Source organism: Streptomyces sp. NPDC050264, from assembly GCF_040655895.1.
Lineage (GTDB): Bacteria > Actinomycetota > Actinomycetes > Streptomycetales > Streptomycetaceae > Streptomyces.
The window spans coordinates 114,917-132,672 of record NZ_JBFAKV010000002.1 but is presented as its reverse complement, the minus strand read 5'-3'; the positions used below and the strand labels follow the sequence as shown (position 1 = coordinate 132,672).

General features: G+C 69.8%; 14 protein-coding genes and 1 pseudogene. 10 read left to right on the top strand and 5 right to left on the bottom strand.

Annotated features, from left to right (window positions below; translation table 11 throughout):
- The first annotated feature begins 232 nt into the window (after window positions 1-232).
- The 9 genes and pseudogenes from AB0J02_RS03450 (at window position 233) to pssA (ending at window position 11,205) form a co-directional block, all read left to right on the top strand.
- On the top strand, window positions 233-2,023 hold the full coding sequence (locus AB0J02_RS03450; protein ID WP_363191866.1) for a 3-hydroxybutyryl-CoA dehydrogenase: 1,791 nt from the start codon (window positions 233-235) through the stop codon (window positions 2,021-2,023).
- A gap of 103 nt (window positions 2,024-2,126) precedes the next feature.
- Complete coding sequence (locus tag AB0J02_RS03445) at window positions 2,127-2,939, top strand: TetR family transcriptional regulator (RefSeq protein ID WP_363191865.1); 813 nt, start codon at window positions 2,127-2,129, stop codon at window positions 2,937-2,939.
- Window positions 2,940-3,421: 482 nt separating this feature from the next.
- Entirely contained in the window at window positions 3,422-4,759 is a 1,338-nt protein-coding gene (gene ccrA, locus AB0J02_RS03440; RefSeq protein WP_363191864.1) for a crotonyl-CoA carboxylase/reductase, read from the top strand.
- 16 nt (window positions 4,760-4,775) lie between these two features.
- Window positions 4,776-6,830, top strand: a pseudogene (locus AB0J02_RS03435) (protein meaA); the annotation flags it as partial.
- Window positions 6,827-7,792, top strand: a complete 966-nt coding sequence (locus tag AB0J02_RS03430; protein WP_363191863.1) for a CoA ester lyase — start codon at window positions 6,827-6,829, stop codon at window positions 7,790-7,792. The pseudogene AB0J02_RS03435 and the gene AB0J02_RS03430, both read left to right, overlap by 4 nt.
- Window positions 7,793-7,796: 4 nt before the next feature.
- Complete coding sequence (locus AB0J02_RS03425) at window positions 7,797-8,321, top strand: MaoC family dehydratase (RefSeq protein WP_363191862.1); 525 nt, start codon at window positions 7,797-7,799, stop codon at window positions 8,319-8,321.
- Between the two features lie 2 nt (window positions 8,322-8,323).
- Window positions 8,324-9,529 carry an acyl-CoA dehydrogenase family protein gene (locus AB0J02_RS03420; protein ID WP_363191860.1) on the top strand — a complete coding sequence of 402 codons (1,206 nt, stop codon included), beginning with the start codon at window positions 8,324-8,326 and terminating at the stop codon, window positions 9,527-9,529.
- 184 nt (window positions 9,530-9,713) lie between these two features.
- On the top strand, window positions 9,714-10,370 hold the full coding sequence (locus tag AB0J02_RS03415) for a phosphatidylserine decarboxylase (RefSeq protein WP_363191859.1): 657 nt from the start codon (window positions 9,714-9,716) through the stop codon (window positions 10,368-10,370).
- A 19-nt stretch (window positions 10,371-10,389) separates the two neighbouring features.
- Window positions 10,390-11,205, top strand: a complete 816-nt coding sequence (pssA, locus tag AB0J02_RS03410) for a CDP-diacylglycerol--serine O-phosphatidyltransferase (protein ID WP_363192192.1) — start codon at window positions 10,390-10,392, stop codon at window positions 11,203-11,205.
- Between the two features lie 85 nt (window positions 11,206-11,290).
- On the opposite strand, the gene AB0J02_RS03405 is transcribed toward pssA, so the two are convergent.
- Genes AB0J02_RS03405 through AB0J02_RS03385 form a run of 5 tightly spaced genes read right to left on the bottom strand, consistent with a single transcriptional unit; the run spans window position 11,291 to window position 16,202 of the window.
- Window positions 11,291-12,568 (bottom strand): ABC transporter substrate-binding protein, encoded by a 1,278-nt coding sequence (locus tag AB0J02_RS03405; protein WP_363191858.1) that lies wholly within the window; start codon window positions 12,566-12,568, stop codon window positions 11,291-11,293.
- Entirely contained in the window at window positions 12,565-13,617 is a 1,053-nt protein-coding gene (locus AB0J02_RS03400; RefSeq protein ID WP_363192191.1) for a branched-chain amino acid ABC transporter permease, read from the bottom strand. Before AB0J02_RS03400 ends, AB0J02_RS03405 begins: the two co-directional genes overlap by 4 nt.
- 58 nt (window positions 13,618-13,675) lie before the next feature.
- Window positions 13,676-14,566, bottom strand: coding sequence for a branched-chain amino acid ABC transporter permease (locus AB0J02_RS03395; RefSeq protein WP_363191857.1), 891 nt, complete (start codon window positions 14,564-14,566; stop codon window positions 13,676-13,678).
- Window positions 14,563-15,381: an ABC transporter ATP-binding protein gene (locus AB0J02_RS03390; protein WP_363191856.1), complete on the bottom strand. Its 819-nt coding sequence runs from the start codon at window positions 15,379-15,381 to the stop codon at window positions 14,563-14,565. Before AB0J02_RS03390 ends, AB0J02_RS03395 begins: the two co-directional genes overlap by 4 nt.
- Complete coding sequence (locus AB0J02_RS03385) at window positions 15,378-16,202, bottom strand: ABC transporter ATP-binding protein (RefSeq protein WP_363191855.1); 825 nt, start codon at window positions 16,200-16,202, stop codon at window positions 15,378-15,380. The genes AB0J02_RS03390 and AB0J02_RS03385 overlap by 4 nt, the downstream gene beginning before the upstream one ends.
- Before the next feature lie 225 nt (window positions 16,203-16,427).
- Here AB0J02_RS03385 and AB0J02_RS03380 point away from each other — a divergent pair, with 225 nt between their 5' ends.
- Window positions 16,428-17,624, top strand: coding sequence for a helix-turn-helix domain-containing protein (locus AB0J02_RS03380; RefSeq protein WP_363191854.1), 1,197 nt, complete (start codon window positions 16,428-16,430; stop codon window positions 17,622-17,624).
- The last annotated feature ends 132 nt before the right edge of the window (window positions 17,625-17,756 follow it).

Below are 17,756 nucleotides of genomic sequence, written 5' to 3'. Positions count from 1 at the left end.
CGGGCGGCCTGGTGACGCAGCCGCCGCGAGTGCAGTCGGTTCGGTACGCGCTACCGAAGTTCGAGCAGGACGGCATGGCTCCGGGACAGGGCCGGTCGGTTTTCAGGTTTTCCGTGCGCGGCAGCACCGAGCGGCACGGCACGTTCACCTCTCCGTACGCCGCTGCGCCGCACGACTTTTTCGGCGCTCCCGCGTACGCCCCGGTCGTCACCCTCACTTCTGGAGTTCCCGGATGGACGCTCCCCTGTCCCGCATCTCTACCGTGGCCGTCGTCGGCCTCGGCACCATGGGCACCGGCATCGCCGAGGTCCTCGCCCGCGCAGGGCGCGAGGTCGTCGGCATCGACATCAGCGCGGCAGCCACCGCGCAGGCCGCCCTGTCACTGGAGGCCTCGACGGCGCGTGCGGTGCGCCGCGAGCACCTCACCGAGCAGGAGCGGACCGAGCTGCTCGCCCGGTTCCGCACGTTCACGGATCTGCAGGCCGCGGCCGACGCCGACCTGGTGATCGAGGTCGTCCCCGAGTCGTACGAGATCAAGCAGCAGGTCTTCCGCGCCCTGGACGGCATCGTGCGGCCGGAGACGATTCTCGCCACCGGGACCAACGCGCTGTCCGTGACGCGGCTCGCCGCCGACTCCGCCCGGCCGGAGCGCGTCCTCGGACTGCACTTCTTCAACCCGGCCCCCGCGATGAAGCTCGTCGAGATCGTCTCCAGCGTGCTGACCGCGCCCGTCGCCGTGGGCGCCGTCACCGATCTCGCGCTCGAACTGGGCAAGGAGCCCGTCGCGGTGGGCGACCGGCCCGGGTTCGTCGCCGACGGGCTGCTGTTCGGCTACCTCAACCAGGCCGCCGCCATGTACGAGGCCAAGTACGCCTCCCGCGAGGACATCGACGCCGCGATGAAGCTGGGCTGCGGCCTGCCCATGGGTCCCCTCGCCCTGCTCGACCTGATCGGCGTCGACACGGCCCGGACCGTCCTCGACGCCATGTACGCGGAGTCCCGCGACCGGCTGCACGCGCCGGCGCCGGTCCTCAAGCAGCTCACCGAGGCGGGCCTGACCGGACGCAAGGCGGGCCGCGGCTTCTACACGTACGAGGAGCCGGGCAGCTCGGTCGTGGTGCGGGACGCCCTGACGCCGTCGGCCGAGGAGGCCGCACCCCCCGCCCGCCCGGTCCGCTCCGTCGGGGTCGCGGGCTCCGGCACGATGGCCTCCGGGATCGCCGAGGTCTTCGCGAAGGCCGGCTACGACGTCGTCCTCGCCGCCCGCGGCGAGGAGAAGGCGGAGAAGGCCAAGTCCCGTATCGGCAAGTCCCTTTCGCGCTCCGTCGACAAGGGGCGGATGACGGCGGACGCGGCCGCGCAGACGCTCGCCCGCATCACCCCCGCCGGGTCCTACGACGCGTTCGCCGACGTCGATCTGGCGCTGGAGGCGGTCGCCGAGGACCTGGAGATCAAGCGGCAGCTGTTCGCCGCCTTCGACAAGGTCTGCAAGCCCGGCGCGATCCTCGCCACCACGACCTCGTCGCTGCCCGTCGTCGCCTGCGCCAGCGCCACCGCGCGCCCGCAGGACGTGATCGGTATGCACTTCTTCAACCCGGCGCCGGCGATGAAGCTCGTCGAGGTGGTGCGGACCGTGCTGACCACGGACGATGTGCACGCCACCGTCCGCGATCTCACCCACCGGATCCGCAAGCACCCGGTGGACTGCGGCGACCGGGCCGGGTTCATCGTGAACGCGCTGCTCTTCCCGTACCTGAACAACGCGATCAAGATGGTCCAGGAGCATTACGCCTCGCTCGACGACATCGACGCCGCGATGAAGCTCGGCGGCGGATACCCGATGGGACCGTTCGAACTGCTCGACGTGGTCGGCCTGGATGTCTCGCTTGCGATCGAGAAGGTGCTGCACCGCGAGTTCCGCGACCCGGGCCTGGCGCCCGCGCCGCTGCTCGAACACCTGGTGGCCGCGGGCTGCCTCGGCCGCAAGACGGGCCGTGGCTTCCGCGAATATGCCCGGCGCTGAGCCGGACACGGGAGCCGGGTCCGATTGGGGCGGGCTGCTCGGAGCATCGGGCAGCCCGTTTACCGGGGAGCGTTTGGGAACGTACATGCAGTACGTTCGGGGCATGACGCCCGCTCATAAGGCCGCCCAATTCTCCCGTACCTCCGCTACGCCCGACGCTCCGGAGAGCGCCGCAGGCAACCGGGCTGCCGCCCAACGGCTCAAGATGCGCCGTGAGCTGGCGGCCGCGGCGATGGAACTGTTCGCCACGAAGGGGTACGAGGCGACGACGGTCGACGAGATCGCCGCGCAGGCCGGCGTCGCACGCCGCACGTTCTTCCGGCACTTCCGCTCCAAGGAAGAGGCGATCTTCCCGGACCACGACGACACCCTGGTGCGCGCCGAGGCCGTCCTGAACGCGGCACCGCCGCTGGAGCACCCGCTCGACACCGTCTGCCGGGGCATCAAGGAAGTCATGAAGATGTACGCCGCGTCGCCCGCGGTGTCCGTGGAGCGCTACCGGCTGACCCGTGAGGTGCCCACGCTGCGCGAGCGCGAGATCGCCTCGGTCGCCCGCTACGAGCGCCTGTTCACCCGCTATCTGCTGGGCCACTTCGACGAACAGGCGCACCACGACGGCAACGACGACCCGCTGCTCGCCGAGGTCGCCGCCTCCGCCGTCGTCACCGCTCACAACCACGTGCTGCGCCGCTGGCTCCGGGCCGGCGGCCAGGGCGATGTGGAGACGCAGCTCGACCACGCCTTCGCGATCGTGCGCCGTACGTTCGGCACCGGCATCGGGGCCGGCCGCACCCCCGCCGCCGAGGCACCCGCGCAGGTATCGCACTCGGGCGAGGTGCTGGTGGCGGTGGCCCGTACCGACGCTCCGCTCCCGGAGGTCATGCGCACGATCGAGGAAGCCCTCCGCAACCGTTAGGGCCCGTCAGCCCTCTCCCGCCCCCCCCTGGCCCCCGACCTGGCACGCAGTGCCACGTCAGGGGCCTTTCGCATGTCCCGCTTCTCGGCCCGGTCGGCCCGCTGATCGATCATCGATCCCTTTACTTCCAGGTAACCAGCCCCTGACCTCTAATGATCGATCATCGCTCACCTGTTGCGTAAATATTTCACCTGAGCGAAATTGATGGCACGCAGTGCCTTGCGAGCTGTCACGGTGTGCCATACGTTGAAGGAAGTCCGGGCGGCCGGCGTGCAGAGAACTTCCGTACGCCGGCTGTCCCCGCAAGCCGCGACCGACCGTGGCCCGCGCGCCCGGACGCCTGCGTCACAGGCAACCTTCCGCGCCACACCAAGCGCTGCCACCGCACCACCCCGCCGAACCGACGGCACGCACCACTCACCCCGCAGCCACACAACCCCGACTCAGCGTTTCCCTCGACGCTCATCGCCGGAGGCACCATCGTGAAGGAAATCCTGGACGCGATTCAGTCGCAGACCGCCACGTCTGCCGACTTCGCCGCCCTGCCGCTGCCCGACTCGTACCGCGCGATCACCGTGCACAAGGACGAGGCGGACATGTTCGCCGGGCTCGACACCCGCGAGAAGGACCCGCGCAAGTCGATCCACCTGGACGACGTGCCGGTTCCCGAACTCGGCCCGGGCGAGGCCCTGGTGGCCGTGATGGCCTCCTCGGTCAACTACAACTCCGTGTGGACCTCGATCTTCGAGCCGGTGTCCACCTTCAGCTTCCTGGAGCGCTACGGCCGGCTGAGCGAGCTCACCAAGCGCCACGACCTGCCGTACCACATCATCGGCTCCGACCTCGCGGGCGTCGTCCTGCGCACCGGCCCCGGCGTGAACGCCTGGAACCCGGGTGACGAGGTCGTCGCGCACTGCCTCTCCGTCGAGCTGGAGTCCTCGGACGGCCACAACGACACGATGCTCGACCCGGAGCAGCGCATCTGGGGCTTCGAGACCAACTTCGGCGGCCTCGCCGAGATCGCGCTCGTGAAGTCCAACCAGCTGATGCCGAAGCCGGGCCACCTCAGCTGGGAGGAGGCGGCGGCCCCCGGCCTCGTCAACTCCACCGCGTACCGCCAGCTGGTCTCCCGCAACGGCGCCGGCATGAAGCAGGGCGACAACGTGCTGATCTGGGGCGCGAGCGGCGGACTCGGCAGTTACGCCACGCAGTTCGCGCTGGCCGGCGGCGCCAACCCGATCTGCGTCGTGAGCAACGAGCAGAAGGCCGGCATCTGCCGGGCGATGGGCGCCGAGGCGATCATCGACCGCAACGCCGAGGGCTACAAGTTCTGGAAGGACGAGCACCACCAGGACCCGCGCGAGTGGAAGCGGTTCGGCAAGCGCATCCGCGAGCTGACCGGCGGCGAGGACGTCGACATCGTCTTCGAGCACCCGGGCCGCGAGACCTTCGGCGCCTCCGTGTACGTCACGCGCAAGGGCGGCACCATCGTCACCTGCGCCTCGACGTCGGGCTACACCCACGAGTACGACAACCGCTACCTGTGGATGTCCCTGAAGCGCATCATCGGCTCGCACTTCGCCAACTACCGCGAGGCGTGGGAGGCCAACCGCCTGATCGCCAAGGGCAAGATCCACCCGACGCTCTCGAAGGTGTACTCGCTGGAGGACACCGGGCAGGCGGCCCACGACGTCCACCGCAACGTCCACCAGGGCAAGGTCGGCGTCCTCGCGCTCGCGCCGAGGGAGGGCCTGGGCGTGCGCGACCACGAGAAGCGCGCCCAGCACATCGACGCCATCAACCGCTTCCGCAACGTCTGAACTCCCGGAGGTTCACCGGCTCATGACTGAGCGTCAGAAGGACCGGCCGTGGTTGATGCGCACCTACGCCGGCCACTCCACGGCCGAGGCGTCCAACGAGCTGTACCGGCGCAATCTCGCCAAGGGCCAGACGGGCCTGTCGGTCGCCTTCGACCTGCCGACCCAGACGGGCTACGACCCGGACCACATCCTCGCCCGCGGCGAGGTCGGCCGGGTCGGCGTGCCGGTCTCCCACCTCGGTGACATGCGGCGCCTGTTCCAGGACATCCCCCTGGACCAGATGAACACCTCGATGACCATCAACGCCACCGCCATGTGGCTTCTGGCGCTCTACCAGGTCGTCGCGGAGGAGCAGGGCCTCGACATCGCGGCGCTCCAGGGCACGACGCAGAACGACATCGTCAAGGAGTACCTGTCCCGGGGGACGCACGTCTTCCCGCCGGGCCCCTCCCTCCGGCTGACGACCGACATGATCGCCTACACGGTGTCCCACATCCCCAAGTGGAACCCGATCAACATCTGCAGCTACCACCTTCAGGAGGCGGGGGCCACACCGGTCCAGGAGATCGCGTACGCGATGTCCACCGCCATCGCCGTTCTCGATGCCGTACGCGACTCAGGGCAGGTCCCCGCCGAGAAGTTCGGGGACGTCGTGGCCCGCATCTCCTTCTTCGTGAACGCGGGTGTCCGCTTCATCGAGGAGATGTGCAAGATGCGGGCGTTCGGGCGGATCTGGGACCGGATCACGCGCGAGCGGTACGGCATCGAGAACGCGAAGCAGCGCCGCTTCCGGTACGGCGTGCAGGTCAACTCGCTGGGCCTCACCGAGGCCCAGCCGGAGAACAACGTCCAGCGCATCGTGCTGGAGATGCTGGCCGTGACGCTGTCCAAGGACGCGCGCGCCCGCGCTGTGCAACTCCCCGCCTGGAACGAGGCGTTGGGGCTGCCCCGGCCCTGGGACCAGCAGTGGTCGCTGCGCATTCAGCAGGTCCTCGCCCACGAGAGCGACCTCCTGGAGTACGAGGACATCTTCGCGGGCTCGCACGTCATCGAGAAGAAGGTCGACGCGCTGGTCGCCGAGTCCTTCGCCGAGATCGACCGGATCCAGGAGATGGGCGGCGCGATGGCCGCCGTCGAGTCGGGGTACCTGAAGTCGCAGCTCGTCTCCTCGCACGCCGAGCGGCGGGCCAGGATCGAGGGCGGCGAGGAGAAGATCGTCGGCGTCAACATCTACGAGTCGACCGAGCCGAACCCGCTCACCGCCGATCTGGACGCGGCGATCATGACGGTGGACCACCAGGTCGAGGCGCGCGTCGTGCGGGCCGTCGGCGAGTGGCGCACCACGCGTCAGGAGTCGAGCGACCGGCAGGGCCTGGGCGACCCGTTCCACTACCCGACCACCCAGCAGGCCATCGAGCGTCTGAAGGAGGCGGCGGAGGGCACCGAGAACCTCATGGAGGCCACCCTCGAATGCGCCCGCGCCGGGGTCACGACCGGCGAGTGGTCGCACGCGCTGCGCGAGGTCTTCGGGGAGTTCCGGGCGCCCACCGGGGTCTCGTCGGCGCCGGTCGCGGTCACCGCCGAGCAGGGCACGCCGCTCGCCCTGGTCCGCGAGAAGGTCCGCCGCACCGGCGACGAACTCGGCGGCAAGCTGCGCCTGCTCGTCGGCAAGCCGGGATTGGACGGCCACTCCAACGGCGCCGAGCAGATCGCCGTACGGGCCCGCGACGCCGGCTTCGAGGTGGTCTACCAGGGCATCCGGCTCACCCCGGAGCAGATCGTGTCCGCCGCGCTCGCCGAGGACGTGCACTGCGTCGGCCTGTCGATCCTGTCCGGGTCGCACGCCGAACTGGTGCCGGACGTCCTCACCCGGCTGCGCGACGCGGGCGCCACCGACATCCCCGTGATCGTCGGCGGCATCATCCCCAACGCCGATGCCGAGGACCTGAAGCGGGCGGGCGTCGCCGCCGTCTTCACACCCAAGGATTTCGGTATCACGGAGATCATCGGCCGTATCGTCGACGAGATCCGGCTAGCGAACAAGCTCGACCCTCTGGAGGTCCCCGCATGACCAGCCCTGTCAACCGACTTCGGCCGCGCCGCTCCTGCCTCGCGGTTCCCGGGTCGAACCCGCGTTTCCTGGAGAAGGCCCAGGGTCTGGCGGCCGACCAGGTCTTCCTCGACCTGGAGGACGCCTGCGCGCCGCTCGCCAAGCCGGAGGCCCGGCACACCATCGTCAAGTTCCTCAACGAGGGCGACTGGACGGGCAAGACGCGCGTCGTGCGGGTCAACGACTGGACGACCGAGTGGACCTACCGCGACGTCGTGACCGTCGTCGAGGGCGCCGGCCCGAACCTCGACTGCATCATGCTGCCGAAGGTCCAGACGGCCGACCAGGTCGTCGCGCTCGACCTCCTCCTCACCCAGATCGAGAAGACGATGGGCTTCGAGGTCGGCAAGATCGGCATCGAGGCGCAGATCGAGAACGCGCAGGGCCTGAACAACGTCAACGCGATCGCCGAAGCCTCGCCGCGCATCGAGACGATCATCTTCGGCCCGGCCGACTTCATGGCCTCCATCAACATGAAGTCCCTGGTCGTCGGCGAGCAGCCGCCCGGCTACGGCGCCGACGCGTACCACTACATCCTGATGAAGATCCTGATGGCGGCCCGCGCCAACGACCTCCAGGCGATCGACGGCCCCTACCTCCAGATCAAGAACGTGGACGGTTTCCGCGAGGTCGCGGGCCGCGCCGCCGCCCTCGGCTTCGACGGCAAGTGGGTGCTGCACCCCGGCCAGGTCGAGGCGGCCAACGAGGTCTTCTCTCCGTCGCAGGAGGACTTCGACCACGCCGAGCTGATCCTGGACGCGTACGACTACTGCACGTCCGAGGCGGGCGGCAAGAAGGGCTCGGCGATGCTCGGCGACGAGATGATCGACGAGGCCAGCCGCAAGATGGCGCTGGTCATCTCCGGCAAGGGACGCGCGGCCGGCATGAAGCGCACGTCGAAGTTCGAAGCCCCGGAGGCGTAAGACCATGCAATTCGGCCGCACCTACGAAGAGTTCACCGTCGGGGACGTCTACAAGCACTGGCCCGGGAAGACGGTCACCGAGTACGACGACCACCTCTTCTGCCTGCTGACGATGAACCACCACCCGCTCCACATGGACTCCAACTACGCGGAGAAGACGACCGACTTCGGGAAGAACGTCGTCGTCGGCAACTACATCTACTCCCTGCTGCTCGGCATGTCCGTGCCAGACGTCTCGGGCAAGGCGATCGCCAACCTGGAGGTCGAGTCGCTCAAGCACGTGGCACCGACCTTCCACGGCGACACGGTCTACGGCGAGACGACGGTCCTCGACAAGACGCCCTCGAAGTCGAAGTCGGACCGCGGGATCGTCCACGTGGAGACCAAGGGCTACAAGCAGGACGGCACGCTCGTCTGCGTCTTCCGCCGCAAGGTGATGGTGCCGACCGAGACGTACATCAAGGAGCGCGGCGGCGAGCAGCCCGGTCGCCCGGAGCTCAACGCCCCTTCGAAGAGCACGGAGAAGTAGTCATGAGCCGACTCGCCCAGACCGCCGGTCTCACCGATGTCCAGCGCGAAATCCTGTCCACGGTACGGGAGTTCGTCGACAAGGAGATCATCCCGGTCGCGACCGAGCTGGAGCACCGCGACGAGTACCCGCAGGAGATCGTCGACGGGCTCAAGGAGTTGGGCCTGTTCGGGCTCATGATCCCGGAGGAGTACGAGGGGCTGGGCGAGTCGTTGCTCACGTACGCGCTGTGCGTGGAGGAGATCGCGCGGGGCTGGATGTCGGTCTCCGGCATCATCAACACGCACTTCATCGTGGCGTACATGCTCAAGCAGCACGGGACGCAGGAGCAGAAGGACCACTTCCTGCCGCGGATGGCGCTCGGCGAGGTGCGCGGCGCGTTCTCCATGTCCGAGCCGGCCTTGGGCTCGGATGTGTCGGCGATCACGTCGAAGGCGGTCAAGGACGGCGACGAGTACGTCCTGAACGGTCAGAAGATGTGGCTGACGAACGGTGGCACGTCAACACTTGTGGCGGTTCTCACGCGGAGTGATGAAGGTCATCCGGAGGGCACGGCCCCCCACAAGTCGATGACGACCTTCCTTGTGGAGAAGGAGCCCGGATTCGGCGAGGTCCGGCCCGGCCTCACCATCCCCGGGAAGATCGACAAGATGGGCTACAAGGGCGTCGACACCACCGAGTTGATCATGGACGGCCTACGTATTCCAGCCAATCGCGTACTTGGCGGACAGACGGGCCGAGGGTTTTACCAAATGATGGACGGCGTCGAGGTCGGGCGTGTCAATGTCGCGGCGCGTGGCTGTGGCGTCGCACAACGTGCTTTCGAACTGGGCGTCTCCTATGCCCAGCAACGCCACACTTTCGGCAAGCCCATCGCGCAGCATCAGGCGATCCAGTTCAAGTTGGCCGAGATGGCCACCAAGGTCGAAGCCGCCCATGCGATGATGGTGAATGCCGCACGCAAAAAGGACTCAGGGGAACGAAACGACCTCGAAGCAGGAATGGCCAAGTACCTGGCCTCCGAATACTGCAAAGAAGTCGTGGAGGACGCGTTCCGGATCCACGGGGGATACGGGTTCTCGAAGGAGTACGAGATCGAGCGCCTCTACCGTGAGGCGCCGATGCTGTTGATCGGTGAAGGTACCGCCGAAATCCAGAAAATGATCATTGGTCGTCGACTGCTCGAAGAGTATCGCCTCCAGGGCTGAGCCTGGTGAGATGTCCCATTTCGGGGTGTTTTCTTCGCGAAGAAGGTCACACCCCGTCAACACTCTTCGGCCGCCGACTCGGCTTCCTGGCTTGCCCAGTTGTGGCTCGCAACCGATAGCATTCACCGGAAAAGCCGCCGTCCCCCCGTAACCAGCGCGGCCTCATCCGCTACGAAGGTCATCCATGCCCCACAGCCAAACCTCTGCACCTCGCGACGGCTTCCTCGGTGGTCGCCTTGCGCGCGGAGCATCGCCGTGGCTTCTCCCGACTGTCGCCACGGCTGCCCTCAGCCTGGCCCGTTCGCGCCGTTCCAAGAACGCGGCAGCACTCGCCGTCCCGGCCACCGCCCTGGCGGCCGGCATGCTGTGGTTCTTCCGCGACCCCGAGCGCGAGATCGCCCCGGGCCGGGTCATCTCCCCGGCCGACGGCGTGGTGCAGAGCATCATGCCGTGGAAGGACGGTCGCACCCGCGTCGCGATCTTCATGAGCCCGCTGAACGTGCACGTGAACCGCGCACCCCTCGCGGGCACCGTGACGTCCGTTGAACACATCCCGGGCGGTTTCGTCCCGGCGTTCAACAAGGAGAGCGAGAACAACGAGCGCGTCGTCTGGCACTTCGACACCGAGCTCGGTGACATCGAGATGATCCAGATCGCCGGTGCAGTCGCCCGCCGGATCGTCCCGTACATCCCGCGGGGCACGAAGGTGGAGCAGGGCGAGCGCATCGGTCTGATCCGGTTCGGTTCGCGCGTCGACATCTACCTGCCGGAGGGCGTGGAGATCGACGTGGAGGTCGGGCAGAAGACGACGGCTGGGGTGACTCGACTTGACCGTGACTGACGACACTCAGGCCGGCTGGGTGCCGGAGACGGACGAGGCGGACGACGCGGAGGAGATGCCGCTCTCACTGCGCCTGTCGATAGCGGACACCCTCACGCTCGGCAACGCCACGTGCGGCTTCATGGCGGTCTACTTCACGACGACCGGCATCCTGATCCCGCACATCCAGGGCAGCAACGACTCGGGCATGGCCCGGAGCAGTGCCGCGACCGCGGTGATTCTGATGCTCGCCGCCGCGATCTTCGACCTGTTCGACGGTCTGGTGGCCCGCAAGCTGCGTTCGTCGCCGATGGGCGCCGAGCTGGACAACCTGTCGGACCTGATCAGCTTCGGGCTCGCGCCCGCGTACTTCGTGCTCGTCTACGGCATGGTCGCCAATGACGCGCATCAGAGAGTCGCGGCGGTCGGCGCCATCGTGGTGCTGCTGGCGGTGGTGCTGCGGCTCGCGCGGTTCTCGTGCGTGACGGTGAAGGACGGCACCTTCCAGGGCATGCCCTCGCCGTTCGGCGCACTGACCGTCGTCTCGATCGTGCTCCTGGAGCTGCCCTTCGTGGCGACGCTCCTGGCGATCATCGGCACCGCGTGGCTGATGGTGAGCCGCGTCGAGTACCCCAAGCCCCGGGGCCGCCTCGCGGTCGCGATGCTGTCGTGGATCGTGCTCAGCATGGGTCTGCTGGCGGCGTGGGCGTTCGACGCCCCCGGCGGCCAGCTCCTGCTGCAGACCGGCTGCGCGCTGCAGCTCGTCCTCGGCGCGGTGATCCCCCTGTTCGCGACGGCACGCCGGGTGAACAACTTCCGGGACAACCGGCGCGAGGCGCGGGCGGCCCAGCCGTAGCACTCCGCGGAACGCGTGAAGCGGTGGGCCCGAGCCTTTTGGCTCGGGCCCACCGCTTTCTGTGTGCGCGCCAGGTCCTGGCGGGTCAGCCGGCCGTCGGCGTGTACGCCTTCGCCTCCGCCGACTCACCCGCCTCGCGGACCACCTTCATGCCGCCCACCGCGGTCTTGTCGGGCCGCAGGATCACCGACTCGTGGGAGGAGGGGGCCTTGGGGTCGCTGAAGTCCTGGGTGACGCCGAAGCCGTTCTCGAAGGAGCTCAGGGTCAGGAGCGCCTTGTCGACGCCCTCACGGGTCAGGTCCTTGCTCTCGCAGGCCTTCTTCAGGGCCTCACCGAACACGGCCGCTGCGGTCCAGCCCGCGACGACGCCGTTGTCGAGGGAGTCCTTCGGATACGCCTTCTTGTAGTCGGCGACGAGCTTCTTCGCCTCGGCGGTGTCGGCGCCGATGGGCAGCGACGGGGAGGCCACGTAGTAGTTCGCGAGCAGGGCCGGGGCCGCCTGGGTGCCGAGGAGCTGCGGGGCGTACGCCGAGTTGTTGCCGATGACCGGCACGTTCAGCTTCGCGGCGGCCGCGACGCCGACGAGCGAGGCCGCCTGGCGCGGGCCCGCGCTGATCACGATGCCCTTGACGCCCGCCTTCTTCAGGGCGGCGACCTGCGCGGTCATGTCGTTGTCGGTCGGCTTGATCTTCTGCTCGACGACGGTGAGCCCGGCCTCCTGCGCCATGTACTTCGAGCCCTTGAGGGCGCTCTCGCCGTAGTCGCCCTCGAAGTAGACGTGGCCGAGCTTGTCGCCCTTCTTGAGGCCCTTCTCCTTCATCAGGAAGTCGATCGCGTTGATCGTCTCGATGTCGTACGTCGATCCGATGACCCGCACGTACGGGCTGCCGAGCAGGTTCGACGACCAGGCCTGCGGCAGGACGAGGCCCTTGTCCTGGCCGGTGATGCGCTTCTCCACGGCGGCGACGAACGGCGAGCCGATGAACTGGGTGAACCCCAGGACCTTCGGCGCCAGCTCGGTGTACCCGGCGACGGCCTTCTGCGGGTCGTAGCCGTGGTCGCGGACGGTCAGCTTCAGCTGGTAGCCGCAGATCCCGCCGTCGGCGTTGACCTGCTTCACGTACAGCTGCTGCGCCTGCGTGACGCTCTTGCCGAGCGTCGCGTACACGCCGGTCATGTCGGTGAGGACGCCGAGGTCGATCGTCTTGCCGGAGATGCCCGGGCCGGTCTTCACCCCGCCCGCGCTCTGCTTGTCGTCTCCTCCCCCGTCCTCGGCCTTGGAGCTGCACGCGGCGGTCAGCGCGAGCAGCGCGGCCACGGCGGTCACCGTGAGCGTGCGAGTGCGGCCAGTACGGGCGGTCATGACTCCTCCTGAGGGTGTTTCCGAGCGCGCCGGGCGGCGAGCTGAACCAGGCCGCCCGGCAGGAACAGGACCACTGCCACGACGGCGGCGCCGTAGAGGTAGCGGGCGGCTTCGCCGGGGGCGACGCCTCCGGTGCCGGGGGCGGAGACGAGCGGCAGGGCGTCGCTGTAGCGGGTGAGGATCTGGGGCAGCAGCGAGACGAACGCGGCGCCCACGACCGCGCCCGCCACCGATCCGAGCCCGCCGATGGCGATCATGGCGAGGTATTCGAGGGAGAGCGTGATGCCGAAGTAGTCGGGCACCGTGCGCTGGAAGACGAGGGCGAGCAGTACGCCGGCCAGGCCCGCGTACATCGACGAGAGGACGAAGACGGCCCCGCGGTAGCGGGCGACGGGCACCCCGAGGACGCCGGCGGCGATGCGGTGGTCGCGGATGGCGTTCATGGCGCGGCCCGGCCGGCCGCGCAGCACTCCGCGGGCGAACAGACCGCAGCCGAGCGTGAGCAGCAGCCCCAGGTACCAGAGCTTCTCGGCCGACCCGAACGGCACGCCCGCGACGGTCAGCGCACGGTCGTCGAAGGTGAGGCCGAACAGGCTCATGGCGGGCACGTCGCGGCCGTTGGCGCCCCCGGTCAGCTCCTCGGCGTTGAACAGGACGTGCTGCCCGATGAAGATGAGCGCGAGCGTCGCGATACCGAGGTACGCGCCCTTGAGGCGGCCCGCGATGGGGCTGAACAGGCCGCCCGCGACCCCGGCGACGAGCACCGCGAGGACGGCGGCGAGCCACGCCGGCAGCCCGAGCCCGTTGACGGACTCGCCGCGCTCGCCCGCGAACACGCAGTATCCGTAGGCGCCGACGGCGAGGAAGAACGCGTGGCCCATGGAGAGCTGGCCGGTGGCGCCGGTGAGGAGGTTGAGTCCGATGGCGCCGATCGCGGCGGCCATCGCGAACAGTCCCGCCTGCAGCCAGAAGCGGTCCAGGTAGAACGGCAGGGCGAGCAGCAGCAGCGCGCACAGAGCCAGGGCGAAGCGGCGGCGGCGGGTGAGCAGCGACCGGGCGAAGGTGCCGGACGGTGTGCGGCGCGCGGGCTCCGTGGGGGCGAGGGTGTCAGACACGGGCCAGCTCCTTCGTACCGAAGAGCCCCGAGGGCCGCAGCAGGAGGATCACGGTCATCACGAGGTAGGGCGCGAGATCGCCGAGTCCCCTGCCCATGAAGGCGAGTTCGCTCTGGTAGCCGGTGGCGAGGGACTCGGTGACGCCGACGACGAGGCCGCCGACGAGCGCGCCGGTGGTGGAGTCCAGCCCGCCGAGGATGGCGGCGGGGAAGGCCTTCAGCGCGGCGAGGGAGGTGGCCCGCTCCAGGCCCGGTGTCGGAAACACGGTGAGGAACAGCGCGGCGACCGCGGCGAGAGCGCCGGCCACGGCCCACGCGCCGAGCGACACCCGGCCGAGGCGTACGCCCATCAGCGCGGCCGTCTCGCTGCTCTCGGCGGCGGCGCGCATCGCGACGCCCCACGACGTGTAGCGGAAGACGAGCAGGAAGCCGGTGATGAGCAGGGCGGCGGCGACGAACGCGGCGATCCGGGTGTGGGCGATCGACACTCCGCCGACGGTGAGCACGGCGTCGCCCCACGGGTCGCCGAGCGAGAGGACGTCGGTGCCCAGGCGGCGGGTGAGTTCGGTGGTGAGCAGGATGTCGACGCCGATGGTGACGATGGCGAGGACGCTGTGGTCGTGCCCTCGGTAGCGCCGCATCACGCAGAACTCGACGGCGGCGCCGACGACCGCGGCGGCGGCGATGCCGACGCCCAGCGCGGGCCAGAAGCCGATGTCGTCGTGGAGCGAGGCGGTGACGTAGCCGCCGGCCAGCAGCAGGGAGGCGTGGGCGAAGTTGACGACCTCGGTGGCGCGGAAGATGACGACGAAGCCGAGGGCGATGAGCGCGTACACGGAGCCCATCGAGAGGCCGTTGAGGAGGAGTTCGAGGAACGTGGTCACGCGGAGACCTCCCCCTTCGTCTCACCCTCGGCGGGTGCGCCCAGGTATGCCTGGATCACCGCCGGGTCGTTCTGGACGCGGTCCGGCGACCCGCCGGCGATCCGGCGGCCGAAGTCGAGGACCGTGACCTCGTCGGCGAGGCGCATGACGACTCCCATGTCGTGTTCGACCAGAACGATGGAGATGCCGAGGCTGTCGCGGACGCCCGCGATGACGGCGGCGGTACGGCGTCGCTCGTCGGCCGTCATCCCGGCGACGGGTTCGTCGAGCAGCAGGACACTGGGTTCCATGCACAAGGCGCGGGCGAGTTCGGCGAGTTTCTGCTGTCCGTAGGGCAAGGCCCCTGTGGGTGTGGAGAGTTGGTCGGCGATGCCCACGAACTCCGCTATCTCGCAGACGCGTTCGCGGTGCAGCCGTTCCTCACGTACGGCTGTCGGCAGGCGCAGCCCGGCGGCGACGAAGCCCGTGCGGGTCAGCCGGTGGCGGCCGAGCAGCAGGCTGTCGGCGACCGTGGCGCGCGGCGGCAGGGCGAGGTTCTGGAAGATGCGGGCCACGCCGAGGTCGGCGATGCGGTGCGGGGGCAGCCCGGTGACCTCCTGCTCACCGAGGTGGACGCTGCCGGAAGTGGCCCGGTAGACGCCGGACAGCACGTTGAAGCAGGTGGACTTCCCGGCCCCGTTGGGTCCGATCACGGCGTGCACGGTGCCGGGTGCGACGGTGAAGCTGACGGCGTCGAGAGCGGTCAGACCGGCGAACCGCACGGTCAACTCCCGCACTCTCAGCGGAAGTACGCCGGTGGTGGTCGGTGTCGTCATCGGGCGTCACCTCCCCAGCGCCGCAGCACCGGTGCGTGCGAAGCCCCGCCGGAGGCGTCCGCCGCGGCTGTCTCGTCGACCACGCCCAGGTAGCGGCGGCGCACCTCGTCGGAGTCCGCGAGTTCGCCGGCCGGGCCGTGCAGGGTGATCTCGCCGACCTCCAGGACGTAGGCGTGCGAGGCGAGGCGCAGCGCGAGGGCCGCGTTCTGTTCGACGAGCAGGACGGAGACGCCCTGGGCGTTGATCTCGCGGATGGTGTCGGCGATACGGGCCGCCATCAACGGGGCAAGCCCCAGGGACGGTTCGTCGAGCAGCAGCAGCCGGGGGCCCGCCATCAGTGCGCGGGCGACCGCCAGCATCTGCTGCTCGCCGCCGGACAGCAGCCCGGCGCGCTGTGCCGCCCGGTCGGCGAGGACCGGGAACAGTTCGTGGACGCGGCGCAGCGCGGCCGCCTTGTCGGCGCGCGAGCCGGTCGCGCCGAGCGCGCCGGCCCGCAGATTGTCGGCGACGGTCATCCGGGCGAACACCCGTCGCCCTTCCGGTACTTGACAGACTCCTGCGGCCACGACCCGGTCGGCGGACAGCCCGCTGATCCGGCGCCCGCCGAACCGCACCTCGCCGGATGTGACCGTCCCACCGTGGAATCCCAGCGTGCGCGAGACGGCGCGCAGCAGCGTCGTCTTGCCCGCGCCGTTGCCGCCGAGCACGGCGACGACGGCACCCTGCGGCACCTTCAGCGTCACGCCGCGCAGAGCGCGTACGGGGCCGTAGCCGACCGACACGTCGTCGACGGCGAGGCCCTCCCCTTGAACATCGGTCACTCTGTGTCCCTCCCTGGACCGGTGGCGCTCACGACAGCACCGTGCGAGCGGCCCGTCCACGGGCGGCCCGGGAATCGCTGCGCGGGCCCAGCCCCCGCCCGCCTCGGTTGTGCACGCGCACAAGACCCCGTGTCAGGGGCCTGCCGGGGACGGCCGCGGGGTGGCATCCTCCGCACAAGCGGGAAAGTCCTTTGCCGTCGCTTTACTGGCCGTTGGGGAGGGGCGTTGGGCGGACGCAGGCATCGCACCGGGCAGGACTGGAAACTGCTGAAGGAGGCGTGCACGACGCTGCTCGATCGGGTGCCCGAGCTGGTCGACGAGCATCTGCGGCAACTGTCCGCGTTCTCCGACGTGTACGCGCGAGTGCTGCCGTACGACGTCCAGTGGCGGGAGGCCGAGGAGGCGATGCGGATCGGCGTCGAGACGATCTCGGCGCCCCGCGACTCACCGCGCAGGGATCTGGCGTACGCGGAGGAGGCGGGCCGGCGCCGGGCCGGGCAGGGCCTCCCCCTCGACCTGCTCGTCCACGCGTACCGCAACGCGGGCTATCTCGTCTGGGACGCCCTGATGGAGCGCGCGGGCGGCGAACCCGACCGCCTCTCGGCACTGATGCGCTCCGCGACGATGGTGTGGGCGGCGGTGGACGCGCAGGCCGAGGCGGCGTCGGAGGCGTACCGGGCCACGGAGCTGGAGCTGCGGCGGCGCACCGACGAGCAGATGCAGGCGCTGCTCGACGCGCTCCTGGAGGGCCGCCCCGCTCCTGGGCTCGCGGCGCGTGCGGCGGCCGGGCTCGATCTGCCGGAGCACGGCCCGTACGCGGTCATCGTGCTGCGGGCGGAGCGGCGGGACGGCCGGGAGGCGTTCCACCGGCGGATCCAGGACCCGGGGTTCCGGTTCGTCTGGCGGATGCGGGCGGACTGCGAGGTCGGCGTGGTCGCGCTCGGCGCGGGCCGGGACCTCGCCGAGCTGGCGGCGCTGCTCGACGGGCGCTGCCCCGGGCCCGGCGGGGTCAGTCCCGTCGTCACCGGACTCGCCGAACTCGGCCACGCGCGCCGCCTCGCCGAACTCGCCCTGCGCACCTGCCCGCCGGACACGACCGGCGTCGTACGCCTCGACCAGCACATGCCGACGGCGCTCGTGGTCAGCCAGCCGGACCTGGCGCAGCGCCTGGTGTCCGGGGTCTTCGGCGAACTGCTCTCCCTCGAACCGGCCGACCGGGCCGTGCTGTTGGAGACGCTGGACGCGTGGCTGGCCTGCGAGGGTTCCGCCGGACGGGCGGCGGGCCGTCTCTACTGTCACCGCAATACGGTCTTCAACCGGCTGCGGCGGCTGGAGCAGTTGACCTCGCGGTCGTTGTCGCGGCCCCGGGATCTTATGGAGATGACGTTGGCGCTGGACGCGTACCGGCTGTCGCCGGGCTGAGGGGGTTTTCGCCGGGGGCGGAGGGCTCGTCGCGTCGTTGGCCGCGGCCCGGCGGGGGCAGGTCGCGCGGTTCCCCGCGCCCCTGAGCGTCTGCCAAGTCCCGCCGTCTCGCAGGTGCGGGTCGAGTGCGGC